Raw genomic sequence first — 25,809 nt, forward strand, 5'->3', positions numbered from 1 at the left:
ATGACGATCAACATTATCAATCCTAATTTAGTCAATCGTATCTTCGCATCAGGGCAGGGGCAGAGCAATCCTGCCGGTGGTAAAACGAGCGGAACAGATTCCATTAGTAGCTTCGCTGAGATTTTGGATACTGTTATTGAGAAAGAGAAAAAAAGCGAAGCGGCGGTGCCGGAAACCGCGCGGTCTACTGACTCTCGTCAGCTTAATCTGGATGAGATCTTTCAGAAGGCATCTGATACATACCAAGTTTCTGTGGAATTGCTGAAAGCTGTAGCCAAAGCAGAATCAAATTTTAATCCTGCAGCACAGTCTCGCGCCGGTGCGCAGGGAATCATGCAGCTTATGCCGGGAACGGCAAAAGGTCTCGGTGTAACCGATTCTTTTGATCCGGAGCAAAACATCATGGGAGGCGCCAAATATCTTCGTCAGATGCTGGACAGATATGACGGAAATACGACACTGGCACTGGCAGCTTATAATGCAGGACCGGGGAACGTAGCAAAATACAATGGAATTCCACCATTTAATGAAACACGGAATTATATTACGAAAGTGCTTGGCTATGCCGGAGAAACATTGTCTGCCGGCACGACAGCAGTGGGAGTGCAATCTGCAGGCCGTAGTATTTCACAATCAGCTAGCCCAATCGCCAATCTCACTTCACAATATGAGAGCTTACTGCGGAATCTTGAAACTGGAAGCTCTGACGGGCTTGACGGGATTGCTGGGCTTGACGGGGAGCTTGACGTCAAAGATTACGAACTGCTTCTGAATTTATATCGCTACAGGATGCAGCTCAGCATTTTAGCCGAACCAAACACGAGTACGGATTCTTTATTTGGCAGCATTGTGTAACAAAAAAATGAATGATGAGGACGAAGCCTACATGCTGCACTATTTGAAAAAACAATGGAAGCGTATCACCAAGCGCCACAAGTATCAGGGAGAAGCGATTAAGATTTGCCTGATTTACTTTGTGCTTGGTTTTTTATGGATTTATTTCTCAGACAGAATCGTATATTTTCTAGCACCCAATGATTTGCTGGAGGTCAATACTTATAAGGGCTGGGTATATGTTATTGTAACGACCATGATCTTATACGTTCTGATCCAGAGCCTCCTGAAAAAAGTAGAAAAGTCAGAACAGGAGAATCTATATCTCAGTTTTTACGACGTTTTAACAGGACTTTATAACCGAAGATACTATGAAACACAAATTCAACATTTTGATGTGGCAGAAAATCTACCCCTTTCTGTAATCATAGCGGATGTCAACGGACTTAAAATGATTAATGACGCTTTCGGACATCAGTCAGGGGATCAATTGCTGAAGAAGGCTGCCGATGTGATCAAGCGCGTCTGTCCAGCAGTAGATACGATTGCGCGATGGGGCGGAGATGAGTTTGTAATTTTTTTGACCAATACATCCTACGAAGAAGCAGAGCGGATGGTAGAAGAGATAAAGGTGGGCTGTAGTCAGGAAAACGTCAATCGGGTACGTGTCAGTCTCTCTCTTGGTTGGGATACAAAGGTATCCTCGGATATTGCGCTTGCTGAGGTAATGATCAACGCAGAAAATGAGATGTATCAGAATAAGATCATACAGAACGAGGGCCTGCGGGGAAATATTATCAACACGATAGTGACTACTTTATATGAGAAGAACCCGAGAGAAGAGGAGCATTCTCAGCGAGTTGGAGATGTAGCTCAAAAAATCGGAGAGGCAATCGGGCTTTCCTCCATTGAGACCAGTAAATTGAAAGTGATCGGACATCTTCACGATATTGGGAAGATCGGGATTGAAGAGGGGATTTTGAATAAGGCTGGCCGGTTAACAGAAAGAGAGCAGGAAGAGATTCGGCGTCATCCTGAAATCGGATATCGCATCTTGAGTTCTTCGGCTGAAATGCTTGATCTTGCAAACTGTGTCCTGGCCCATCATGAAAGATGGGACGGACTTGGCTATCCGAGGGGTCTTGTCGGTGATGAGATTCCGCTCGAAGCGAGAATTATCGCCTTGGCTGACAGTTATGATGCCATGTCCAGTGAGCGGCCTTATCGTAAGGCACTCAATGAAGATGTGATACTGCATGAAATCAGAAAGAACGCAGGGCGTCAATTTGATCCGAATATTGCAAGGGCCTTCGTAGAAAGGGTTCTGAAAAAGTCGTGGGAAAACGTAAAATAAAAAGGGTATCCATTCAATCAAAACGCGAGCTCTGCTTTCTGATTGGTGGGTACCCTTTTCATATTACTCCAAATACATTTATTTATTTTTCAAGTTCAAACCAAAAGGTGCTTCCTGTCCCGACTTTGCTCTCAACTCCGAATTTTGCATGATGAAGCAGCAAAATTTCCTTTACAATGGAAAGACCCAATCCTGTGCCCGAAGTATTTCTGCTGACATTTGAGCTTGACTTATAATAACGATCCCAGATGTGCTCCAACTCATCGTCAGGGATTCCCTGTCCTGAATCTGACACTTCACAGCGAACCCTGCCTGCGGACTCGCGAACCCTGATTTTAATACTTTTCTGATCTGTGCTATATCGAACTGCATTGCTGACCAGATTGGATATTACCTGCCTGATTCTGAACTCGTCACCGGTAACGATAATGTCTGAATTGCAATCTATGCTGATCTCAAATCCCTCCTGTTCGAACAGGAGATAATAGGTGTTTAGTATGCTGATGATAGTATCTCTCACTGCAAATTTGCTGAGGTGAAGAGACTCTACCCCAGACTGCATCTTTGAAAGAACCAACAGGTCGCTGACAAGCAGGTTCAGGCGGTCTGCTTCATCGATGATGACCTGAAGATGTGCTGTCCGTTTCTCCGGATTATCACCAGAGAGATCTCGAACCATTTCAGCATAGGACTTTACCATGGTAAGGGGCGTTCTCAGGTCGTGAGAAACGTTGGCGATCAGATCTTTGTGGAGGTTATCGGACTTGGCAAGCTCTCTCGATGTATAGTTCAAGGTATCGGCTAGTCTCGCGATTTCCGAATACTGCCCTCCTTCAAAGGTTACGGCATAATTGCCCTCCGCAAGCTTCGTTGCCGAGTTAGTTATGTTGACAATTGGTCTTGAAACACGGTTCGATATTAAAAATGACAGAATAAAGGCCAAAATTAAGGAGATCAAGGTAACATACATTAGCTGATTTGCAAGGATATCTACCGTTGATTCAACAGGAAAAAGGGGTGAGAAGATATAAAGGATCACTTCGTTGCCTGGTGTATTGTCCAAATATGCGCCGTAAGCAAGGGTGTTGTTTTTTCTTCCCGGATCTGTCAGCATGATGGAAGTGGTGTTTCCGCCGCTATTGATTAGATTCTTGCGAATTACCGACATTTCCGAAAGGTAAGCATTGCCTGGAATTCTCTGTTGAAGGCTGTTTCCTGGTGAAAAGATGATAGTCCCATCACTGGACTCGATATGAATGAAGATATCATTCTTATAGGAGATGGATGAGATATACTCAACAAGTCCTTCATTGCCATATTTTGAAATGATAGACCGGGCGACCTTCCTTGTTTCGGATATCTTCATTTCTTCATAATAAGTATCGAGAAAGAAAATCTGAAGAAACCAGAGCAATGCCATGAGCAATGCGGCAAACATAAGAAAATAGACCCATATTTTAAATTTTAAACTTTTTCTGTCAATCATAAAATCAAGCTTCAAATTTATAACCTACCCCTCGCAGTGTAACAATATGATCACGATAATTACCGAGATTATTTCTCAAGTTTTTGATGTGAGTATCGATGGTTCTGTCATCCCCAAAGAAATCATATCCCCACACATCTGACAGCAGCTTATCTCTCGAAAGCGCAATGTTTTTATTGTGAACCAGGTAGAAAAGAAGTTCATATTCTTTGGGAGTCAAATCTACCTTTGTGCCGTCAACAGTAACAGACCTTGCAGAAATATTAATCTCCAGCCCTCCGAATTTCATAAGGCCAGTCTGGTCTGCTGCAGCAATGTTTTTCCGGTTCAGGACAGCATTAATCCGGGCCATCAGCTCTTTTGGGCTGAATGGTTTTACAACATAATCATCAATGCCAAGCTCAAAGCCGAAGAGCTTATCATATTCCTCCCCTCGAGCGGAAAGCATGATGACGGGAATGTCCTTTAACTTTCTGATTTCCTTACACGCGGAGAACCCGTCCAACTTTGGCATCATGATATCCATGATGATCAAATCGTAATCGTTCAATTTACATAACCCGATGGCTGCCATACCGTTCTCTGCTTCTTCGACCTCATACCCGTTAAATTCTGCATATTCCTTGATTACCTCACGGATTTTCTGCTCATCATCAACAATTAGTATTTTATACATAGGCTAAAACCTCCAATCAATACGAATCTTATTCAGTTTGCTGAATTGGCTGGTGCCAAATCCAGAGAAACTGCCTCGCTTTACAGTGAGTTTCTTTTATTCTATGCCTATAATATGTAGGTTCTGTGATGTACTTATGAGTATATAGCAAAAAAGACTGTTTTCACAGTCTTTTTGCTCTCCGGATCGGAAGTATCGATTCCGACCGGGGGCAGCTGCGTTTTACCGCTTCTGCCAATGTTAATGATGTAGGAAAAGTAGATGTACGCGTCGTAATATTCCTGCCCAACTTTTATGAACAGGGTTTTTGATTGATCGGATCTCTTCTATGCCTATTTCGCCTGAATTTTCTTCAGTGTTGCAAATCTAGGCACGCCGTCTTCCATCGGAACTTTGCTTTCGCCCTGAATAAGGGGAAGGGTATAATCGATGAACGGCTGCAGCAGGCCATTTCCTGCTTCGTTGATCCATTCTCTTGGAACTTTCTTTTCGAAGTTAGCAACCTCTGTCAGGTTAACCAGAACTGTCTCGCAGCTATATTCTGCGCCTGCACCTCTTTTGAATGCAACCATCTTGTCTGTTTCGCCTGCTTCAGCAGCCTTGAAAGCAGCAGCGCCTGCTGCGTAAGCTTCTGTTACGTCAGTTTCTGATGCGAGATGTGCAGCGCAGCGCTGGATAATCCCGAATTCAAGCCCTCTGACCTTTGCTTTTATTTTAGTATTGGCGTAGTTTGCAAGGTTAGCAGCTAGGCCGCCCATCTGCACGTGACCGAATGCATCCTTGGATTTTTCGCCTGATGCAAGAAGTTCAGAAATATATTTACCGTCTTTATCAACAATTCCTTCTGAAACTGCAACAAGAACGTCACCTTTTTCATTATAGACTCTTTCGATGTCACTGATAAACTGCTCCAGATCAAACGCAACTTCAGGCAGGTAGATCAGATCCGGTCCCATTCCTTTATATGTTGCGATCGCAGAGGCTGCTGTGAGCCATCCTGCATTTCTTCCCATTACTTCCACAACTGTTACGGAACCTGTACCGTAAACTTTTGCATCACGATAAACTTCCATGCAGGTTGTTGCTACATATTTTGCAGCACTTCCGAAGCCGGGGCAGTGATCTGTCAGCGCCAGATCGTTATCAATAGTCTTGGGGATACCCATTACTCTGCACTCATAATCGTTCTTCGCCATAAACTGGCTGATCTTGTTGCAAGTATCCATTGAATCGTTTCCGCCGTTATAGAAGAAATAGCGGATATCATATTTTCTGAAGATCTCCAGAATGCGCTTATAATCAGTCTCGTCAACCTTGTAATCCTTCAGCTTATATCTGCAGGTTCCCAGAACGGAAGACGGTGTAAAACGCATCAGTCCCAGCTCAGCCGGATCTTCCTCGTTCATATCGTAGATGATGTCATCCAATACTCCCTTAATCCCGTGGGCGGCTCCGTAAACTCGTGTTACGACATCAGATTTTAAAGCAGTTTCAATACATCCAAGTGCACTGGCATTGATTACTGAAGTCGGGCCTCCTGACTGGCCGATCAGAACTGCTCCTTTTAATTGTGTCATAGTTTTCCCTCCTAAAACAAAATTTCATTACTCTATTCATAGTGTGATTTTTTTACTTGACCCTTATGCATCCACGTTGTTTCATGATGCACTCAATCCGCATTTCTCTCTGAAAAAGCCATGGCGGAATCAGTCTCTTATTTTTATATCGATATCATTTTATCATATGTTGAAAAAATCGCAAGGTAATTTGATGATTTTATTGGTAACTTGAAGATAAATTTTTGATCATGTCTTAGACAAAATCAAAATATTTTATCAACCATAATAGAGTTTTTTGAAAAAAACATATCGGCGCAAAAAAGGCAATTCTATCATTTCGGCATAATCGAAATGAAGGAATCTGAAATTTTGTAAAAGTAGATTTTGCAGAATTCCAAATAAAGCTGTAGTTATTGGTGGGAATAAATTACATTCCCATTCGGATAGTTAATAAATTAACTGGACAGCATATAGGAAGGAAATCTGTAATGGATACCTCTCATTAGCGCACATACGAAATCATTCCGATCACCAATTCGTGAAAACGTTCGTTTTTCAATAAAATCAAGGTGTGGTTAGTTAATTAAATAACGATGAAATTGTGCGATTAAGGTATTGACAACAAACCGTTCATAAGTATAATAAAGATAATTTTACTGAACAAAATTTGTGAGTCTGAACAAATGTAAAAGTAAAATGAAATTAATCTCGCGAGGTTTACAAATGTTAAAGCATGTTGGTAATGAAAAGCTCATGGTCAAAGTATGTAATCTCTATTACATGGATGACATGAAGCAGGAGGAAATCGCAAAGAAGTTAGGCATTTCAAGACCGACGGTATCAAGACTGCTGAAGGACGCTAAGGAGGCAGGAATTGTTAAGATCGAAATCATCAGCCCCTATTCCAATGATTTCAGTGAACTGGAACGAGCACTGGAGGAAAAATACGGACTGAGGCATGTGATTATTGTCAACGATCAAAATGACAACTTAAGCCAGAAGCGTGAACTAGGCAGAGAAGCGGCGTATTATCTGGAGCGGATTCTAAAGCCGAAAGATATTGTCGGACTATCAATGGGAACTACATTAAAAGAAATTCCGCAATTTGTAAGCAGCAGGAAGGACAGCAAAATTACCTTTGTCCCAATTCTTGGAGGCGTAGGGCAAGCGAATATGGAGATCCATCCGAATCAGATTGTGATGGAAATTGCAAATGCGTTTGGCGGAAAATATATGCTGCTTCATGCTCCGGCGGTAGTTTCCGATCCAAGTATCATCAAATCATTTCAGGAAGAGCTTGGAATCAAAAGCGTTATGGAATTAATGAGAAAAGTCAACGTTGCAGTTGTAGGTTTGGGGACGCCCTTCGATACGAATTCAACGATGATGGCAACAGGTTACTACAATAAGAACGATGTAGAGCTGATGCGAAAGCTTGAGGCAGTAGGAGACATCTGTATGCAAACCTTTAATAAAGACGGAGAGACAAAAGGATTTGCATCCAATCAAAAGGTCTTTGGTTACCATCTGGAAAATCTGAGAAAAATAGATACGGTGATTGGAGTTGTCGGCGGAACCAGCAAGTTGGAAGCGATTAAAGGAGCAATCAAAGGCGAATACATCAACGTCCTGATTACAAACTACTCAAACGGATTAGCCCTTGACGGGCGGCAGTAATGTCCTCTGCTGTTTGTGAAGATGTCTGCCGGCTTGGTACTGATTTTGAAAGGAAAGAGGCATGGGAATCGAAAAACTAATTCTGATCCTGTTCGGATTGATTTTTATCCAAGGACTTTTCACATTCGTTCAAGTAAAAAATTATAATAAAATGATTCGGCAGATGAAAAACTACGGTATGGTAGGGATTGGCATGAAGAAAGGAAGACTGACACCCGGAAGAATTATACTCCTGGCAGTTGATGAAAATGGCATTGTGGTCAAAGGTCTCAATATGAAAGGATTCTCTGTATTTGCTAGATTCAGAGAAATAAAGGATATTGGAGGCACAGATCTCCGGGTACTGAAAGAAAGCGTCAAGCAAAATTTAAAATATAATAAAAAGGGCATTGCAAAACCGGACCCGCTGCTTCAGGCAATTGAGGGTCTTGAGAAAAGGCTGGCATCTTGACAGTCTCTCTGGCAAAACACTTGATATCATAGGAAACCGTTTTAGGAAAGGTCGGCTCCGGATATTGGCTCATTGACGGAAGCGCGGCATCATAAAAACTGTTATAGGTCTTGTTCATGTATATGATTCCAATTTATGGAATTTATATAAATATTAATTTTCAAAGATAATTTTTGAAAGGAGAGGAAAAAATGGACATTTTGGCAAAAATAGCAGAGGGCTTTATTGGACTTTTCCAGGCAGGCGGAGAAACCTTCATGGGGATGGTTACGGGAATCCTGCCAACACTCATCGTACTTATTACTTTCGTTAATGCGATCATCAAGCTGGTCGGTGAAGAAAAAGTTGAAAGATTTGCGGCTAAAACTTCACGTTTTGCGATCACAAGATATACGATCTTTCCGGTATTGGCCGTATTCTTTCTGACGAATCCAATGTGCTATTCCTTTGGTAAATTCCTGGATGAAAAATACAAACCGGCATTCTACGATGCTGCCGTATCCTTTGTTCATCCAATTACTGGACTTTTCCCACACGCAAATGCAGGCGAACTCTTCGTTTATATGGGGATTGCTGCAGGACTGCAGACTCTGGGACTTTCTTTGGGCGAAATCGCGATCAGGTACTTTATCGTAGGCGTCATCGTCATCTTCATCAGAGGCATGCTCACAGAGAGAATTTACGCAGTTTTAGTTTCTAAAAATCAGGCTAAGGAAGCATAGGAAGGGGGAAGAGCAATGTATCGCGCAGTAAAAATTTCCAAAGGCTCCAGTGGTTGGGGCGGACCGCTCATCATCAAACCGACGGATGAGAAGAATAAGATCGTTTCCATTACAGGAGGCGGAATTGACCCTATCGCAGAGAAAATTGCAGAGCTTACAGGTGGGATTGCTGTTGACGGATTCAGCAAGGGCGTTCCGGAAAATGAAATCGCAGTCGTTGTAGTAGACTGCGGAGGAACAGCCAGATGTGGGGTGTATCCGAAAAAAAGAATCTACACCGTTAATCTGACTCCTGTAGGTCAGTCCGGACCCTTGGCAAGTTTCATTAAAGAGGATATCTACGTGTCAGGCGTCAAAGAAAATAATATTGCACTATATGACGGTGAGGCTCCCGAAGCTGCACCTGCTGCTAAGCCAGAAGTAAAGAGCTCTCAGAATCAAGCGAAATCAGCTTCTGAAAAGCCTGCGAAAAAATCCGGATTTCTGACAAGACTGGGAAAAGGGACCGGAAAAGTTGTCGGAGACTTTTACCAGGCAGGACGTGATACCATAGATACCGTAATTAGAAATATTCTGCCGTTTATCGCATTTGTATCCATGCTGATTGGTATTATCTCAGCATCCGGTGTCGGTGATATTATTGCCAAAACAATTTCGCCGTACGCAGGTACGCTTCCAGGCTTGCTTGGCATCTCCATCGTGTGTGCCCTTCCGTTCCTTTCGCCGTTGCTGGGACCTGGCGCAGTTATTGCGCAGGTAGTCGGTGTACTGGTTGGTGTTGAAATTGGGAAAGGAAATATCCCTCCCCAGTATGCACTTCCGGCACTGTTTGCCATCGACCCACAGGTTGGCTGCGATTTCATACCTGTCGGCTTGAGCCTTGGAGAAGCAGAACCCGAAACCATCGAATTTGGAGTACCCGCGGTACTGTTTTCCAGATTGATCACAGGACCACTGGCTGTTGCAATTGCGTATCTGTTCAGCATCGGACTTTACGATTCCTAATAAAGAAATATGTGGGCGGATACTCATTACTGAGTATCTGCCCTGATTTGAGGCTTATGAAAGAACGTCTTTCTCAAGCACCATTGCCTCGTAAGGCATTCATAGACCACATTTTATTAGGTCTGCCACAGCCTGATGATAGAAAGGAGACTAAATTCTATGGATTACAAATCTTTAATAACCGGCATCGGTCCAATGGCGCTGGACTTTCTTTCGGAAGATATGATTATTGTATTTAATGAAAATGCGCCGGCTGAACTGGCGGAGCTTTCCATACTTCATAAGGAATGTCAAGTGGAAAGAGAAATTCGGGAAGGCGACGTTGTCGCATTCGGTAACAGCAGCTACGTTGTAACTGCCGTAGGAGAAGAAGCAAACCATACCTTCCGGGCAATGGGACATTGCACCTTTAAATTTACCGGAAAGCCTGAAGTTGAGCTGCCCGGTCATATTGAACTATCGGGTGAAGGCCCCCCAGAAATCAAAATCGGCGATATGCTGGAAATTATGTTTACTTAATCCGGACGTTACAAGACCTGATCCGGGGGAAAACTCTGATAAAGTTGAGAATAGCGAATGAATCGTAATCGTACTAATGAATTCAATTTGTGATATAAATTCGTTCAATCCAGCTTTTTTATCACTGAAAATTCTTCCCGCCGGTCAAATATGACCGGCGAAGTCTTTTTCAGAGGAGATTCATATAGGAAATGCTGATTCATTCCATGCGAACATTTCATTAAAGCAGTGCTTCCTGAGATAAAAGAGCTGATCAAATAATTTAGTTTAATTAAGGGAAGTACCGATGAATTCCATGTATACATGTCGATTCAATCAGTACTCCTATATAACAGAAAGGCAGAGCATATTATGTGGGGATTAAATGAAAAATTAGCTGCTCTTGAACGCAGCGGTCAAAAAATTCAGGCCAGTATTGTTGGCGCAGGACAAATGGGAAGAGGTATGGTAAGTCAGATGATGCTGATGAAGGGCATGTCTCCTGCCATCGTAGTCGATATTAATCCGGAACTTGCAAAGACAGCATATTTACATGCGGGGCTTAAAGAGGATGACATTCGCTTTGTTAAGACGGTTGCTGAAGCCAATACATGGATGGAACAAGGAAAGTATATTTATACCGATAACGCAGACATTGCAGCAAAAGCAAATCTGATCCAGGTTGCCATCGATGCCACAGGCGTTCCTGAAGTTGGTGCGAAATTTGCAGTCGACAGCATCAACCACAAGAAACATATTGTAATGTTAAATGTAGAAACCGACGTTGTAATCGGGCCTTATTTAAAGCAGCTTGCAGACAATGCGGGGGTTGTTTACACAGGTTCTGCCGGAGATGAACCCGGTGCCGTAAAAGAGCTCTACGACTTTGCTGATGCGCTTGGCTTCGAAGTAAGGGTAATTGGTAAGGGAAAAAATAACGCTCTTGATCTGGATTGCAATCCGGACAGCCTCTATGAATATGCTACAGCAAGAGGTGTTAGTCCTAAGATGCAGACAGCTTTCAGCGATGGAACAAAGACAATGGTTGAAATGACAGCCATGGCAAACGCCACCGGATTTATTCCTGACGTACGAGGCGGTCATGGTGCAGTCGCAACTGTAAAGGAACTTCCTGAGCTTTTCAGACTGAAGGAAGAGGGCGGAATTCTAAACCAGTATGGAGTCATTGACTACATCAATGGTGTTGCTCCCGGTGTATTCCTCATCGTTTCCACAAGTCTGCCGGATGTTGTTCATGAAATGCAGTATCTGAGCATGGGACCTGGTCCAAACTATGTGCTGTACAGACCATACCATCTGACTAGCCTTGAAACTCCGCTGTCAGCAGCACTGGCAGTCATCGATCATCAGCCCACAATCGTGCCTTCCTTTGGACTGGTAGCTGAAACAATCGCAGTAGCAAAGAAAGATCTGAAAGCTGGAGATATGCTTGATGGAATCGGCGGATTCACAGTTTACGGAACCTTCGAAAAAGCCGATGTTGCAAAGCAGCTTGGAGCGGTTCCTCTGGGATTGATCAACAAGAATACCAAGCTTCTGAAGGATGTTAAAAAGGGTGAACTTGTCACCTATGATATGATTGAGCTGGACCAGAACTCATTGATCGTACAGCTTCGAAAGCTCCAGGATCGATTCTTCTTATAGGTAAAAAATTACAAGGCACAGGTTCATCGATAATGGAATTTGTGCCTTGTTTATTAGGGGTAACAAATCGGCGGGAGCTTCCGCTGAATTGGTCGAATGGGAATCGTAATAAATGGAGAAAAAATTATGTATAAACTGATTGCTATGGATTTGGATGATACTTTGCTGAATGACTCCGGCACCATCAGTGAGCGGAATAAAGATGCAATACGCAGGGCTGAAGCGGCCGGCGTAAAAATAATAATTACTTCAGGAAGAAGCTATGCTTCCACAAAGCAGTTTATTCAGGAACTGGGACTTGCAGATCTCACCATCAGCCTGAATGGTGCATATATACAGGATCCAAGGGACGATCGGCTTGTAGGAGATTTTTCGATAGAAAAGGAAATCACTGGTAAATTGCTGAAGGCAATTGAGCCGTACGGAATCCATGTAAATTTTTATAACGGAGAACACGTATATTGTCAGGAACCTACGGAGCATGCTTTGTATTATAGCCAATTAAACCGAATTGAGATCGATTATGTGGATTCGCTTTGGGAATTGAGTAAAAAGAAACCCGCAGGGAAATTGCTGCTGATTAATAATGAAGGTAAATTGGAGGCGATACGGGACCTGCTTCGTGAGAAATTCGGCGATCACTTAAATTTTCTGTTCTCAAAACCCTTTTTCCTTGAAATATTTGATCGGTCTACTTCTAAGGGAGCAGCACTGCTTAAGGTTGCCGAAATGTACGGGATCAAGCCGGAGGAAATTATCACTGTCGGTGACGGGGAAAATGATTTGTCTATGATCAAAATGGCAGGGATTGGAGCAGCAGTTTCCAATGCGAAGGAAACGGTAAAACAGGCTGCTGATTATATTACGCTTTCCAATAATGAAAGCGGTGTTGCCCATCTCATTGAAAAATTTATACTGGGCAATACGGGAGACGTAGGGAGGTAAAATAAAATGGCAAAGGAAAAAATGATAGAAAACGGTAAAACAGCGAAAATGCAAATAAAAGGACAGGGTATGACTGAGAAGGAACTTGACGCCGCACAACAAGGCAAGGGACAGGAGACTCTCAGCAAAGAACTGCTTGAAGATATGTATATTAAAATGCTGCACACCAGGCTGTTTGAAGAAAAGGTAGCATACTTTTTCTCCATGGGCATGGTACACGGAACGACCCACCTTTATGTGGGGGAAGAAGCCTCAGCGGTGGGAGCTTGCAGCGCCCTTGAAGTGGAAGACCTGATCACAAGTACGCACAGAGGCCACGGCCACTGCATCGGAAAGGGAATCGATCTGAACAAGATGATGGCAGAACTTCTGGGAAAAGAAACAGGATACTGCAAAGGAAAGGGCGGCTCCATGCACATCGCCGACCTGACCCGAGGAAACATTGGAGCCAACGGAGTGGTCGGCGGAGGTCACGCCATCTCGGTAGGAGCAGCACTGACCTTGAGAATGAAGAAGCAGGATAATGTGGTGCTGTGCTTCTTCGGAGACGGAGCATCCAACGAAGGAAGCTTTCATGAAGCGCTGAACCTGGCGTCAGTGTGGAAGCTGCCGGTAATCTTCCTGTGTGAAAATAACCTGTATGGAATGTCGGTTCCGGTAAGCAAATCCATGAACGTGCAGGATGTAGCGGTAAGAGCAGCGGCTTATGGAATCGAGGGGCGTGTGGTGGATGGAAACGACGCCATCGCAGTATATCATGCAGTAAAAGAAGCGAAAGAATACGTAAAAGAAAACGGACCGATCCTCATCGAGGCAAAGACATACCGCTGGCTGGGCCATTCCAAGAGCGATGCCAACGTGTATCGAACCAAGGAAGAGATCGCATCGTGGAAAGAAAAGTGCCCCATCAAGAGGCTGAGAAAGTACCTGGAAGAAGCAGGCATCAGCACAGCAGAAGAGCTGGACAGCATTGAAAAACAAGCCAAAGAGGACATCGATAAGGCGGTGGAGTTTGCCCAAAACAGCCCTTACCCCTCACTGGATACCATAATGGACGACGTATACGCATAAAAAGGACAGAATACGAAGGCAAAATGAGAAGCAGAGAGAAGTCCGGAAGGAAATGCAGCAGAAGCCTTCAGAAAGGAAGAAAGAAAATGAGTGAAATAACATACGCACAGGCGATCAAAGAAGCAATGAGCGAGGAAATGAGACGGGACGAGAACGTGTTCCTGATGGGAGAAGACGTAGGACTCTATGGAGGAGCCTTCGGCGTATCCGTAGGAATGTTTGAAGAATTCGGAGAAGAGAGAGTAAGAGATACGCCGATCTCCGAGGCAGTAATCGCCGGAGCAGCGGCCGGAGCAGCAGTAACAGGAATGCGTCCCATCGCAGAAATTATGTTCAGTGACTTTACGACGATCTCCATGGATCAGCTGGTGAACCAGGCAGCCAAGATGAGATACATGTTCGGAGGAAAGGCGAAAGTACCGATGGTGCTGAGAACACCGGGAGGATCAGGAACCGGAGCAGCAGCCCAGCACTCCCAGAGTCTGGAAGCATGGTTCTGCCATGTACCAGGGCTGAAGGTGGTAATTCCCTCCACACCATATGATGCAAAGGGATTACTGAAGGCCGCAATCCGGGATGATAACCCTGTGATCTTCATCGAGCAGAAGCTTCTTTACCGGAGAAAGGGAGAAGTGCCGGAGGGCGACTATATCATCGAGCTTGGGAAGGCCGACGTAAAGAGAGAAGGAAAAGACGTAACCATCATCAGCTACGGAAGGATGATACCCCCCTGCCTAAAGGTAGCAGAGGAACTTGCAGCAGAAGGAATTGACGTAGAAGTGGTAGACCCAAGAACCCTGCTTCCGCTGGACAAAGATACCCTGATTCAGTCAGCAAAGAAGACAGGAAGAGTGCTGATCGTCCATGAAGCAGTACAGACCGGAGGCTTTGGAGGAGAGATTGCGGCAGTGCTTGCAGACAGCGAAGCCTTCTACTACCTGGATGCACCCATCAAGCGGCTTGGAGGACTGGATATCCCAATCCCATATTGCCCGGAGCTAGAGAAAAACGCAGTGCCGACCGAAGAGAAAATCAAAGAAGCGATCAAGACGCTCATGAAGGGCAGCGCCAAAGCGTAAAAAAGCCTGAGGCAGGAGGCTGGGACCGTCAGAGTACGGCGAGCATAAGCGTAGACTGCCGTGTGACACAAAATGGAGAAGAGCATGGTGGACAGATTGAATGCAGCCACGAGGAGCGCGCAGGCCGGTCAATACAGCGGATAAGAAGGACCGAGAGAGAAGGCAAGGGTTATGGAAAAGATGACCTTGCCTGTTAGGTAGGAGGGAAGAACATGGCGACAGAAATCATCATGCCGAAAGCCGGGATGGCCATGGAGGAAGGAACCATCCTCAAGTGGCTGAAGGCAGAGGGAGAAGCAGTAGAACAGGGAGAACCGCTGCTGGAAATCCTGACAGATAAGGTAAATATGGAAGTGGAGGCCCAGGTATCCGGGACACTGATTAAGATATTGAAACAGGAAGGGGAGGTCGTCCCCGTCATAACGAACATCGGATATATCGGCGAGGCAGGAGAGGCTGCACCGGAGGCAGGAGCAGGAACCGGGCCAGTGATCTCCCAGACCACAGGTTCACCGGAGGCAGCCATCGCAAAGACAGCCGCAGCCGAAGCAGAAAAGGCAGAGGCCTCCGAAATAGCTGCGGGAACAGGAACTGGCATATCCCCAAGGCACAGCGGCGTAGGAATCCTGCCAGAGGATCGGGAAAGTGCAGACCCGAGAGGAATGGCAGGAAACCGGGTAATCGCCGAAAGTGAAGCGGAAAGATCTGATGCGGCATCAAATTTCTCCGGCAAAATAGCTGCAACGCCCGCTGCAAAGCGAATGGCAGCAGAGCGAAACATCAACCTCAGCCTTGTAAGGGGAAGCGGCGCGAACGGAGAAATCTACGCAAAGGATGTAGAAGAATATAGAAGCGTGGTCATTAGTCCGCTGGCAAGAAGAGCGGCGGAAGCGGAAGGGCTGGACGTAAACGAACTTACAGGAAGCGGATACGGAGGAAAGATCCTGCTGCAGGATGTGGCATCAAAGCTTGCTTTCCGGAATGCAGAAAGAGAAGGCGGACAGCCGGCAGCCGCTGCAGCACCAGGAGCAAATGCCTCAGCCGCGGGTTCGGCAACAGGATATTCATCTGGTGCAGCAGCGTCAGGAAGCCTTGCAGCAGGCCAGATGACAGCAGACGGCAAGGAGATTGCAGAAGTGGTTTCCTACAGCGGAATCCGTAAGGTGATAGGAGACCGTATGGTGCAGAGCAAGTTCACCGCGCCCCACCTGTATTTCAGTCAGAGAGTTAATCTTGAAAAGCTGCTGGAAGTAAGAAAACAGATCAACGAAGCCCAGGAGAAAAAGACCTCAGTAACAGACTACATCGCAAAGGCAGTCGTAAAGACCCTGAAGAAATATCCGGACTTCAACGTATCCCTGATGGGAGACAAGATCGTAAGATACGGGAGCATCAACATCGGAATCGCAGTGGCAGCACCTGGAGGACTGATCGTACCAGTGATCAAGAATGCAAATGACAAATCGGTGGTCGAGCTGTCAATGGAAGCAGGGACCTTATTTGAAAAGGCAAGAGCAGGCAAGCTGAAGCAGGAAGAGTATACAGGAGGAACCTTCACAATATCCAATCTGGGAATGTTCGGTATCGACAACTTTACGGCAATCATCAATCAGCCGGAAGTGGGAATCCTTGCAGTAAGCGCAACGAAGGACGAAGCAGTGGTTGTCAAGGATGAGTCGGGAAACAAGGTGATCGCCATCAAACCGATGATGAACATAACCCTGACAGCAGATCACAGGGTGGTGGATGGTCTCATCGCAGCACAATTTGTGACAGAAATTCAGAGACTACTTGAAAATCCAATAGAGCTGCTGATTTAGTACAGAGCATTCTAATTAGGATATTCCCATATACGATGTACCAGGATGCTGACCGGTTGACATTTGATTTCAGTCGGTCAGTACACTAGTAGGAGTGAGAGGAGGGCAATTCATGGCAACAGAAATCATCATGCCGAAGGCCGGAATGGCCATGGAGGAAGGAACCATCGTCAAATGGCTGAAGGCCGAGGGCGATGTGGTCGAACAGGGAGAACCCCTGCTTGAGATATTGACCGACAAGGTAAACATGGAAGTGGAGGCGCAGGTATCAGGAACCCTGCTGAAAATATTAAAGCAGGAGGGCGATGTGGTGCCGGTCATCCAGACCATCGGATATATCGGAGCACCGGGAGAAATTCTGGAAGAGGCAAAGGCAGAAAATACACCTTCAAAAGAGGTGACAGTGAAGAATGAAACATCAAACGGAAATCCTTCTTCGGCAGCGGCTGGTGATAGCATAGCTTCCGGAGGAGCCGCAGCGACAAACGGGAACGCATCAAAAGAAACCGGATATGACGTGGTGGTCATCGGCGGCGGACCGGCAGGATATGTGGCAGCAATCAAAGCAGCCCAGCTGGGCGGGAAGGTTGCACTGGTGGAACAGGATGTGGTGGGAGGAACCTGCCTGAACCGGGGATGCATACCGACGAAGACATATCTGAAAAACGCAGAAATTCTGGACACCATAAGACATGCGTCACAGCGAGGAATTCATCTTGCGGGAGCAGAGGTCAGCCTTGATATGGATCGGATCGTAGCAGTAAAAAATGAAGTGGTGAAGACCCTGACAACAGGCGTAGCCGGATTGCTTCGAAGCTATGGTGTGACCACATATCATGGAATTGGCAGAATCACCAGGGAAAAGAAGGTAAGTGTAGACGGCAAAGAACTACTGGAAACAAAAAATATCATCATAGCGGGAGGCTCAAATCCATCAAGACTAAAGATTCCAGGAATGGAAAGCAGCCTTGTGCTGACAAGTGACGAGATCCTGGATCTTAAGGAAGTACCAAAGCATCTGGCCATTATTGGCGGAGGAGTTATTGGAATCGAGCTGGCCACAGTATTTGCAGCCTATGGAAGCAAGGTAACCATCATCGAGCTGGAGGACCGGCTGGCACCGTTTATGGACGGAGAGATTTCAGCAGAACTGAGGAAGTATGCGGAGAAAAAGGGCATCATTCTGATGACAGGAACCAAGCTGGAGAAGCTGGAAGAAAGAGATGGAACGCTTCTGATCACAACGGATAAAGAAGTGCTTGAAGCAGATAAGGCCCTGCTGTCCATTGGACGTGTGGCGGATCTTGAGGCACTGGGGGAACTGGAGCTGGAAACAGAGCGAGGCAAGATCAAGGTCAACGAACGCATGGAGACCAGCGAAGCAGGAGTCTATGCGGCAGGAGATATCACCGGAAAGCTGATGCTTGCCCACGCAGCGTTCAAGATGGGAGAAATCGCCGCCGCCAACGCTATGGGAGGCAAAGAAGCCGTAGACCTGCGGTATACACCAAGCGCGATCTATACCTCACCGGAAATCGGAAGTGTGGGACTGACAGAAGAGGCTGCAAAAGCGAAATATGAGGTATCGGTTGGAAAATTTTACTTCGGAGCCAACGGAAGAGCGTTGGCATCAGGAGAAGGAACCGGATTTGTAAAGGTTCTTGCAGACAAGAAATATGGGCAGATCCTGGGAGTTCACATCGTGGGGCCTGCGGCAGCAGAACTGATCAATGAAGCAGCGGCCCTGATGAGCATGGAAATCACAGTCCACGAGCTTTCCGAGATCATCCACGGCCATCCGACCTTTTCGGAGGCCCTGATGGAAGCCGCAGCCGACTGCCTGCAAAAGTGCATCCATAAGCCGCGCCCCAGCAAGTCGGGCCAGTAAGGCCTGAATTGCGTGGGGGCCGGCAATCCAGGGGCGTGGGCGGCTCCGGCTTTTGAAAGTAGGAAAAGTAGAAAAGCCGAAAGCCCGCCAGCCATCGGGCAAGCCGAAGGCAAACTAGGCAAAGGTAAGCCGCGCCCCAGCAAGTCGGGCCAATAAGGCCGGAATTGCGTGGGGGCCGGCAATCCAGGGGCGTGGGCGGCTCCGGCGATCCAGAACCGGAATGATTAATAATTGTTAAATTGAGAGGGAGAAGAACATATGCTGAGGAAAGAAATCGAAATTACAAACAAAACCGGACTTCATGCAAGGCCTGCAGCGGAATTTGTGAAGGAAGCTTCTAAGTTCGCATCTTCTGTGACCATAGAATTCAAAGGGAAAAAGCTTAATGCAAAGAGTATTCTTCATGTACTGTCGGCCGGTATCTCAGCCGGGAGCACCATCGTCCTTGCAACAGATGGAGAAGACGAGACAACGGCACTCGAAACGTTAGCGGAATTGATTGTAAATTTCAAGGAATAATAGGAACATTAAAGGGAGGTGGTGTGGCCTTCTAGTGGGATTGGCAATTGCAAAAGTAAATTTGCTTAGCCGATGTTTCGTTGAACTTTACAATGGGGTAATATTATTATATACTCATTGCAATGAAGTGTACGATAGTGAGTCTGCCGCTGGAAGGCGGAAGACCTCTATTAGGCGAGATGTCAGCGGCAGCAATAGAATCGAGCAGATGTATGCCGTATGAAATTCATGAATGAAAGGTGGCTGATAGAATGGATATCACAAAGGTTAATATGGATTTGTTCTGCGAGACATGCAATGAGGAAACCGTCCATGTCATCACGTACGCCGGACAGAAAATCATCAAAATTAACTGCACAAACTGCCACAGAGAATTCCATGCAAGCAAGGAAACAGCATTTGCCGCATATACGGACGAAGTGATGCACAGGATTAAAACCAAGCCCGAACGAGTAAAGGAAGAAATCAAAAGCGCTCCGGTCAAGTCCGTCATGTCGATGCCGGGAAGACTGATTACTAAGTTTTTCCGGATCGAAAAAGAGTACAAAAGTATAAAAAAAGAATTGGATCAACGTTAAAGAATTTGAGGGATAATAATTAATCTTAGTGGACACATTGAAACAATCAAAAGATAAGTAAATGAATTAAAAAGTAACAGTGTGGTATCGCTGTTGCTTTTTTATCTAATAATATCGGAATGTTGGTAATCGACAGCATTACAGCTCGGCACAATTTGTGAAAGAAATACAGAGACTACTTGAAAATGCAATCGAATTACTGATATGATATAGGGAATAAAATACACTGGCGACAGAGATCATCATGCCGAAGGACGGAATCACCATGGAGAAGGCACCATCGTTGAAAAACACCATGAGAACACCAGAAGGAGATAGAAGGAAATGTTAAGCAGAGAAATTGCCGTCATGAACAAGACCGGACTTCATGCGAGGCCTGCGGCGGAATTTGTGAAGGAAGCCGCCAAATTTACGTCAGCTATAACTATTGAATCGAAACAAAAGAAGATAAACGCAAAGAGTATCTTGCATGTACTTTCCGCTGGCATCGCTGCCGGGAGCACCATTGTCATATCCGCAGACGGAGATGATGAAGTGCAGGCCATAGAGAAACTGGCGGAAGTGATTTTGAATTTTAAGGAATGAGGAGAAAACAATGAGGATAGGTGTGGCCTGTTCGCCGGGATTGGCGATTGCAAAAGCATATATATTGGAAGAACCGGAAATCAATATCGATTGCAGGTGTATTCCGGAGAATGAGAAAGAGGAAGAGCTGAGAAAACTGGAGCATGCATTTGAACAGTCCAGAGAACAGCTTGAGGCGGTGTACGAGAAAACCTTGCTATCCGTTGGAGAAAAGGATGCGGAAATCATACAAGCCCACCAGATGATACTGGAAGATCCGGTGTTTTATGATGAAATCAAAGATGCTGTAACACATGAACTTCTTAGGGCAGAGCATGCCATCTCAAAGAAGGTAGAAGAGCAGGTAGCCATGTTTGAGCTGATTGACGACCCCTATATCAGGGAGCGTGCAGCAGACGTGAGAGATGTGGGCAGTAGATTGCTTAAAAATGCACTGGGAATTGAGATTCGAGATATCTCTAGTATGAAGGAAAACGTCATTGTGATCGGTCATGATATTACGCCGTCTTTGATGGCAACCCTGGACCGCAATCACGTGAAGGGAATCATAGCTGAAGTCGGAGGCGCTACGGCACATACAGCCATCCTTGCAAGAAACATGGAAATCCCTGCGATTCTTGGCGCATCGGGAGCGCTAGGCCTCACCTGTGAAGGGCAGATGATTGCAATTGACGGCAGCAAAGGTGAGGTGACCATCAATCCAAACGAGGAAGAAATCAAAGACATCGAGAAGAGAATCGAACATGCTGCCGTAGTGAAAAATGAACTGCGTCAGATCAAGGATAAAGAAAGTAAGACCCTGGATGGGCATGCTATTGAATTGGTTGCCAACATCGGCCTGCCCATGGATGCAGAAAAAGCGGTGGAATACGGAGCGGAAGGCGTTGGGCTTTTCCGTACGGAATTTCTATACATGGATCGATCCAGCCAGCCTGATGAAGAAGAGCAGTTTGAAGCTTATAAAAAGGTATTGATCGATATGTGCGGGCGCCCGGTGATCATCCGAACCCTGGATGTGGGGGGAGACAAAGAAATCCCCTATTTCAAGCTGGAAAAAGAGGAAAACCCCTTCCTTGGATATCGAGCCATCAGGATCTGCCTGGAGGACAGAGAACTGTTCAAAACGCAGTTGAGAGCGGTTTTGAGAGCCAGCATCTACGGAAAGGCACTGATCATGTTTCCCATGATCTCTGGCGTGGATGAGGTGGTGGCGGCAAAAGCTGTGCTGGAAGAAGCAAAGGAAGAGCTCAGGACAAAGGGACAGGACTTCGATGACCAGATCAAAGTGGGCATTATGGTAGAAATCCCGTCTGCAGCAATTGCAGCGGATTTATTCACGGGAGAGATTGACTTCTTCAGCATCGGAACCAATGACCTGACCCAGTATGCACTGGCAGTAGACAGAGGAAACACAAAGATTACCCACATTTACAACAGCTTCCATCCTGCATTGCTGAGATTATATAAAAATGTAATAAACGCATCAAAGAAGGATGGGAAATTTACCGGGATGTGCGGGGAACTTGCAGGAAACCCGCTGGCATCACTGCTTCTGTTGGGAATGGGTTTTGATGAGCTGAGCATGAGCCCGGGCTCCATTCTGAAGGTAAAGAAGATTATTACCTCAGTGAGCATGGAACAGGCACAGAAGGTTGCAGAACATGCCATGGGCCTGCATAGTGCAGCAGAAATCGAAGCATATTTGAAAGATGAATTGAAGGGTTTGGGTCTTGATTATATTCTCGAATTATAATCATATGAGATAAGAAAGAATCATTCTTCTTGTTAATGAAGCATCAAAAACAAGGCCATGATCTGGTCTGTTGGGGGTTAAATCCTCACAGATTGGGATCATGGCTTAATTTTTTTATTTACTTAAATTCTTGATGGCATTGCTCAGTTCTCTTGCTGCATTATAACCCATCATATTTTGCCTATAATTTAATGCTGCAATTTCCACTATGGCGGCAATGTTTCTTCCGGGTTTTACAGGGATTCTGATGTAGGGAAGTTCGATTCCGAGGATATCTATGGTTTCATACTCTTCGCCAACCCTGTCGTAGTAGGTGCTTTCGTTCCAAACTTCCAGATTCATTACGATTTCGATATTTTGTTGGAGGCGAATTGCGCTTTTGCCAAAGAGGGAATTGATGTTAATGATGCCGATTCCCCTGATTTCCATCAGATTCTTGGTCAGCTCACTGCCGGTTCCAACCAGCAGATCCTGACCAATTTTTTTGATCATAACCGCGTCATCCGCAATCAACAGATGGCCATTTCTCACGAGATCCAGTGCTGTTTCGCTTTTTCCGATACCGCTTTTTCCTGTGATAAGAACGCCAACTCCATAGACATCCACCAAATCACCATGCTGAGAGATGCTTTCTGCGAGTTCACTTTGAAGGTATAGCGTGATGTCCACCCAGAATCTGGAGGTTGTATTTGTGGTGGATAGAATCCATCGCCCATGCTTTTTTCCGATGGTTTCGATGGGACTGGATACATCTAGTCCGTTGGTGATGATGATGCAAGGAACATTGCGGCTGATCAGTTCCTCCAGTGCCTGCTGCCGTGCTTCTGGTGAGAGGCTCTGAAGATAGCCATTTTCTGCATTTCCAATCAGCTGTATTCTTTTTTCTTCAAAGTAATCATAAAATCCCGATAGCTGAAGACCGCTCCGGTTGCTTTCTATCAGGCTGATTTCTGTATCGTCTGCACCTTGACTGAGAATTTTTAAATGAAAGATATCAACAAGATCAGTGACTTTTACACCCATTTTTGACCCCTCCGATTTCTGTTCCCTTCGAATTTTGTAATTACAATTATTATACAATAATTGGAGCGTTTATGAAAGCTGATGAATTAAGCTTGGATACTATATTATTTTTTCAATTGATATGGTCTTGATATTGGTTCCACTTTAACACTTTTGCCAACCTCTTCATATAATTATACTATACCAAAATAGCATCGTATTAAGTCTTGTCCGAGCGATGCTGAGGTGAATCTAATATAAAAAGGTGATTGGAATGTATAGAAATAAACTTTGTGATTGCAGCCAATGCAAACAAGTGGATTCAATCGAAGAAATCCAAAAAGGCATATACAAAATAGAAGATGGAATCAAAATGATTCAGAAGGGTTTGGACCTCATTTGCTGCTGCAGAATACGGGAAGGTATTAAGTGCATCGAAGAAGGGCTCTGTAAGGTTGAAAAGGGCTTGGAAGACGTAATTGCCGGACTGTCTGATTTTGAGTTTGAATGCGACTACAGAAGTAATGAAGCGATCAAAGCAGGCGTTTGTGGTATCAAAGACGGCGTAAAGGGAGTAAAACAGGGTCTGTGCGAGCTCCAAAACTGCTGCCTCTGCGAAGGGATCGAAAGTGTTCGTGAAGCAATTCCTGAGCTTGAGGAAGGGCTATGCATGCTTGTGAAAGGTGTTAATGACGTTATTGATGAAAGGGATTCGAGAAAAAAGAATAAATGTTACTAGGAGAGCCCTGAGCGACTTGGGATGATTCTTCGTTCATTTTACTTATACAAGGGGTTAGGTTATCTCTCCGCACAAGAAGATAAGAGATAGATTAGGATCAACAATTTCTCCATCAGCCGTTCAACGAATTACTTCGGTGCGGCTGTTTTTTTTTGCACTGCTAAAATCTTGTTGACAGGAAAATAGTGATGTGATAGACTAAAAAATTGTTTAATTGATTGCTTGACAGTACCTTTCAGTTTGGCTTATACTTATAAGTAAGACTGGAGGACTCTACCATGTTTGTCATAGGAGAAAAAATCGTGTATCCTATGCACGGAGCCGGAATTATCGAAGAAATTGAAGAAAAATTAATTCTCGGCGAAAGTAGGAAATATTATATTTTAAAGGTCCCGTTCGGAGACATGAAAATTATGATTCCTGTCGATAGCAGCAATGATATCGGTGTCAGGTCTATTATTTCAGTTGATGAGATTGACGCGGTCATGGATATTCTGAGCGCGGGTTCCAGTGAAATGTCGAACAACTGGAACAGAAGGTACCGTGAGAATATGGAGAAATTGAAGACCGGCGACATTTATAGTGTTGCTGAGGTCGTCAGGAACTTAATGCGGACAGACCGGGAGAAGAAACTTTCTACCGGTGAAAAGAAAATGCTTTCCAACGCAAAGCAGATTCTCGTCAGCGAAATCATTCTGGTCAAGGAAATTGACCCGGAAGCTGCAGAGGAGATCATAAACAAGTCTGTATAAAGAGTGTCCGGTTGAAAAACAGAATATAAGGGGGATTAAATAGGGTTAATGATAAAAAAACTAATTAGAATTATTTTCAGCCTAGTCGGAGTATTGTTTGGATACGGAGTTTTTTTGCTAGGGAGATTTTTGATTGAGGGGTCCAGTCTCGCAGGCAAGATTATGGCTACTGAGACACAGGAATTTATTGCAGCATTAGGCTGCTCCTTATTATTTGGACTTATTTTTTATTTATTGACGCCTGTGTTTGGCCGTCATGGTCAAAACTTGGCCAAGAATATTGAGACAGATCTTCAAAAGGTACCTACCAACGAAATCGTAACCGGAACATTCGGATTGATTATCGGCTTAGTCATCGCATTCTTGATCAGCCAGATTTACAGCGGAATCGATATCTTCTTTATCGGAACCGTGCTGTCGGTTTTTACCTATATTTTTCTGGGTTATCTCGGGATTGTGGTTGCTACCAGAAAAGGCAAAGACCTTATACCGGTTTGGCTATCTGTAAAGAAAGGGACGCCTTCGAAAACCAAAGGCAAATCAGGGGATGCAACGCCTAAAATCTTAGACACCAGCGTCATTATTGACGGGCGAATTGCTGATATTATGAAGACCGGTTTTATCGAAGGAAATATCGTTATTCCGGAATTTGTACTTGTGGAACTTCGTCATATTGCCGACTCCTCTGATGGCCTTAAGAGAAACCGCGGCCGCAGAGGATTGGATATCCTGAATCGGATTCAGACAGAATACGGAATTGAAATTTATAACACAGTAGCAGAAAAAGCTCTGGATGAAATTCCTGAGGTAGACGTTAAACTTTTGAAACTGGCGCAGATGATGAATGGGAAGGTCGTAACCAATGATTTTAACCTGAATAAGGTTGCTGTGATCAAGGGCGTAGAAGTACTGAACATTAATGAGCTGGCCAATACGCTAAAGCCAGTGGTACTTCCGGGTGAAGACATGACTCTATTCCTCGTCAAGGAGGGGAAAGAATCCAATCAAGCGGTAGCATATCTGGATGATGGAACCATGATCGTTGTAGAGGAAGGCAGAAGATTTATCGGTCAGACCATTCACGTGACGGTAACCAGCGTGCTGCAAACTGCAGCGGGAAGAATGATTTTCGCAAAACCGAAACGATAGTC

Annotated in this window: 24 protein-coding genes; 20 read left to right on the top strand and 4 right to left on the bottom strand. The window is 45.0% G+C overall.

The window, feature by feature from the left end:
• Both FRZ06_19580 and FRZ06_19585 read left to right on the top strand, forming a co-directional pair.
• Positions 1–855, top strand: a complete 855-nt coding sequence (locus tag FRZ06_19580; protein QOX65397.1) for a lytic transglycosylase domain-containing protein — start codon at positions 1–3, stop codon at positions 853–855.
• Positions 856–886: 31 nt separating this feature from the next.
• On the top strand, positions 887–2,188 hold the full coding sequence (locus FRZ06_19585; protein ID QOX65398.1) for a diguanylate cyclase: 1,302 nt from the start codon (positions 887–889) through the stop codon (positions 2,186–2,188).
• 82 nt (positions 2,189–2,270) lie between these two features.
• Here FRZ06_19585 and FRZ06_19590 read toward each other — a convergent pair whose 3' ends face one another.
• The 3 genes from FRZ06_19590 to FRZ06_19600 all read right to left on the bottom strand — a co-directional run bounded on the left by FRZ06_19590 (position 2,271) and on the right by FRZ06_19600 (position 5,927).
• On the bottom strand, positions 2,271–3,674 hold the full coding sequence (locus tag FRZ06_19590) for a HAMP domain-containing protein (GenBank protein ID QOX65399.1): 1,404 nt from the start codon (positions 3,672–3,674) through the stop codon (positions 2,271–2,273).
• Positions 3,675–3,678: 4 nt separating this feature from the next.
• The gene (locus FRZ06_19595; GenBank protein ID QOX65400.1) at positions 3,679–4,350 is read right to left on the bottom strand and encodes a response regulator transcription factor; all 672 of its coding nucleotides are present in this window, start codon (positions 4,348–4,350) and stop codon (positions 3,679–3,681) included.
• Between the two features lie 332 nt (positions 4,351–4,682).
• The gene (locus FRZ06_19600) at positions 4,683–5,927 is read right to left on the bottom strand and encodes a 6-phosphofructokinase (GenBank protein QOX65401.1); all 1,245 of its coding nucleotides are present in this window, start codon (positions 5,925–5,927) and stop codon (positions 4,683–4,685) included.
• Positions 5,928–6,605: 678 nt separating this feature from the next.
• On the opposite strand from FRZ06_19600, the gene FRZ06_19605 reads away from it, so the two are divergent.
• The 15 genes from FRZ06_19605 (at position 6,606) to ptsP (ending at position 22,165) form a co-directional block, all read left to right on the top strand.
• Positions 6,606–7,586 (top strand): sugar-binding transcriptional regulator, encoded by a 981-nt coding sequence (locus tag FRZ06_19605; protein QOX65402.1) that lies wholly within the window; start codon positions 6,606–6,608, stop codon positions 7,584–7,586.
• 61 nt (positions 7,587–7,647) lie between these two features.
• Positions 7,648–8,037: a hypothetical protein gene (locus tag FRZ06_19610; GenBank protein QOX65403.1), complete on the top strand. Its 390-nt coding sequence runs from the start codon at positions 7,648–7,650 to the stop codon at positions 8,035–8,037.
• 191 nt (positions 8,038–8,228) lie between these two features.
• Positions 8,229–8,759: a PTS sorbitol transporter subunit IIC gene (locus FRZ06_19615; GenBank protein ID QOX65404.1), complete on the top strand. Its 531-nt coding sequence runs from the start codon at positions 8,229–8,231 to the stop codon at positions 8,757–8,759.
• A gap of 15 nt (positions 8,760–8,774) precedes the next feature.
• Positions 8,775–9,764, top strand: coding sequence for a PTS sorbitol transporter subunit IIB (locus FRZ06_19620; protein ID QOX65405.1), 990 nt, complete (start codon positions 8,775–8,777; stop codon positions 9,762–9,764).
• A gap of 159 nt (positions 9,765–9,923) precedes the next feature.
• Positions 9,924–10,283, top strand: coding sequence for a PTS sorbitol transporter subunit IIA (locus FRZ06_19625; GenBank protein ID QOX65406.1), 360 nt, complete (start codon positions 9,924–9,926; stop codon positions 10,281–10,283).
• 351 nt (positions 10,284–10,634) lie between these two features.
• Positions 10,635–11,927 (top strand): NAD(P)-dependent oxidoreductase, encoded by a 1,293-nt coding sequence (locus FRZ06_19630; GenBank protein ID QOX65407.1) that lies wholly within the window; start codon positions 10,635–10,637, stop codon positions 11,925–11,927.
• A gap of 96 nt (positions 11,928–12,023) precedes the next feature.
• Positions 12,024–12,872, top strand: a complete 849-nt coding sequence (locus FRZ06_19635) for an HAD family phosphatase (protein QOX65408.1) — start codon at positions 12,024–12,026, stop codon at positions 12,870–12,872.
• A 69-nt stretch (positions 12,873–12,941) separates the two neighbouring features.
• Positions 12,942–13,943 (top strand): thiamine pyrophosphate-dependent dehydrogenase E1 component subunit alpha, encoded by a 1,002-nt coding sequence (locus FRZ06_19640; protein ID QOX66023.1) that lies wholly within the window; start codon positions 12,942–12,944, stop codon positions 13,941–13,943.
• 86 nt (positions 13,944–14,029) lie between these two features.
• Positions 14,030–15,022 (top strand): alpha-ketoacid dehydrogenase subunit beta, encoded by a 993-nt coding sequence (locus FRZ06_19645; GenBank protein ID QOX65409.1) that lies wholly within the window; start codon positions 14,030–14,032, stop codon positions 15,020–15,022.
• Positions 15,023–15,234: 212 nt separating this feature from the next.
• The gene (locus FRZ06_19650) at positions 15,235–16,842 is read left to right on the top strand and encodes a 2-oxo acid dehydrogenase subunit E2 (protein ID QOX65410.1); all 1,608 of its coding nucleotides are present in this window, start codon (positions 15,235–15,237) and stop codon (positions 16,840–16,842) included.
• Positions 16,843–16,954: 112 nt separating this feature from the next.
• The gene (lpdA, locus tag FRZ06_19655) at positions 16,955–18,730 is read left to right on the top strand and encodes a dihydrolipoyl dehydrogenase (protein QOX65411.1); all 1,776 of its coding nucleotides are present in this window, start codon (positions 16,955–16,957) and stop codon (positions 18,728–18,730) included.
• Between the two features lie 258 nt (positions 18,731–18,988).
• Positions 18,989–19,249, top strand: coding sequence for an HPr family phosphocarrier protein (locus tag FRZ06_19660; protein ID QOX65412.1), 261 nt, complete (start codon positions 18,989–18,991; stop codon positions 19,247–19,249).
• Between the two features lie 251 nt (positions 19,250–19,500).
• On the top strand, positions 19,501–19,827 hold the full coding sequence (locus FRZ06_19665; protein ID QOX65413.1) for a hypothetical protein: 327 nt from the start codon (positions 19,501–19,503) through the stop codon (positions 19,825–19,827).
• Between the two features lie 324 nt (positions 19,828–20,151).
• On the top strand, positions 20,152–20,412 hold the full coding sequence (locus FRZ06_19670) for an HPr family phosphocarrier protein (protein QOX65414.1): 261 nt from the start codon (positions 20,152–20,154) through the stop codon (positions 20,410–20,412).
• Between the two features lie 10 nt (positions 20,413–20,422).
• Complete coding sequence (gene ptsP, locus FRZ06_19675) at positions 20,423–22,165, top strand: phosphoenolpyruvate--protein phosphotransferase (GenBank protein QOX65415.1); 1,743 nt, start codon at positions 20,423–20,425, stop codon at positions 22,163–22,165.
• Positions 22,166–22,279: 114 nt separating this feature from the next.
• Here ptsP and hprK read toward each other — a convergent pair whose 3' ends face one another.
• Positions 22,280–23,188, bottom strand: coding sequence for an HPr(Ser) kinase/phosphatase (gene hprK, locus FRZ06_19680; GenBank protein ID QOX65416.1), 909 nt, complete (start codon positions 23,186–23,188; stop codon positions 22,280–22,282).
• A gap of 253 nt (positions 23,189–23,441) precedes the next feature.
• On the opposite strand from hprK, the gene FRZ06_19685 reads away from it, so the two are divergent.
• From FRZ06_19685 to FRZ06_19695, 3 genes are all read left to right on the top strand, one after another.
• Positions 23,442–23,906, top strand: a complete 465-nt coding sequence (locus tag FRZ06_19685; protein ID QOX65417.1) for a hypothetical protein — start codon at positions 23,442–23,444, stop codon at positions 23,904–23,906.
• Between the two features lie 278 nt (positions 23,907–24,184).
• Entirely contained in the window at positions 24,185–24,658 is a 474-nt protein-coding gene (locus FRZ06_19690; GenBank protein QOX65418.1) for a CarD family transcriptional regulator, read from the top strand.
• A gap of 48 nt (positions 24,659–24,706) precedes the next feature.
• Positions 24,707–25,807, top strand: a complete 1,101-nt coding sequence (locus FRZ06_19695) for a PIN/TRAM domain-containing protein (protein QOX65419.1) — start codon at positions 24,707–24,709, stop codon at positions 25,805–25,807.
• The last annotated feature ends 2 nt before the right edge of the window (positions 25,808–25,809 follow it).

This window comes from Clostridiales bacterium, assembly GCA_015243575.1.
Classification (GTDB): domain Bacteria; phylum Bacillota; class Clostridia; order Peptostreptococcales; family Anaerovoracaceae; genus Anoxybacterium; species Anoxybacterium hadale.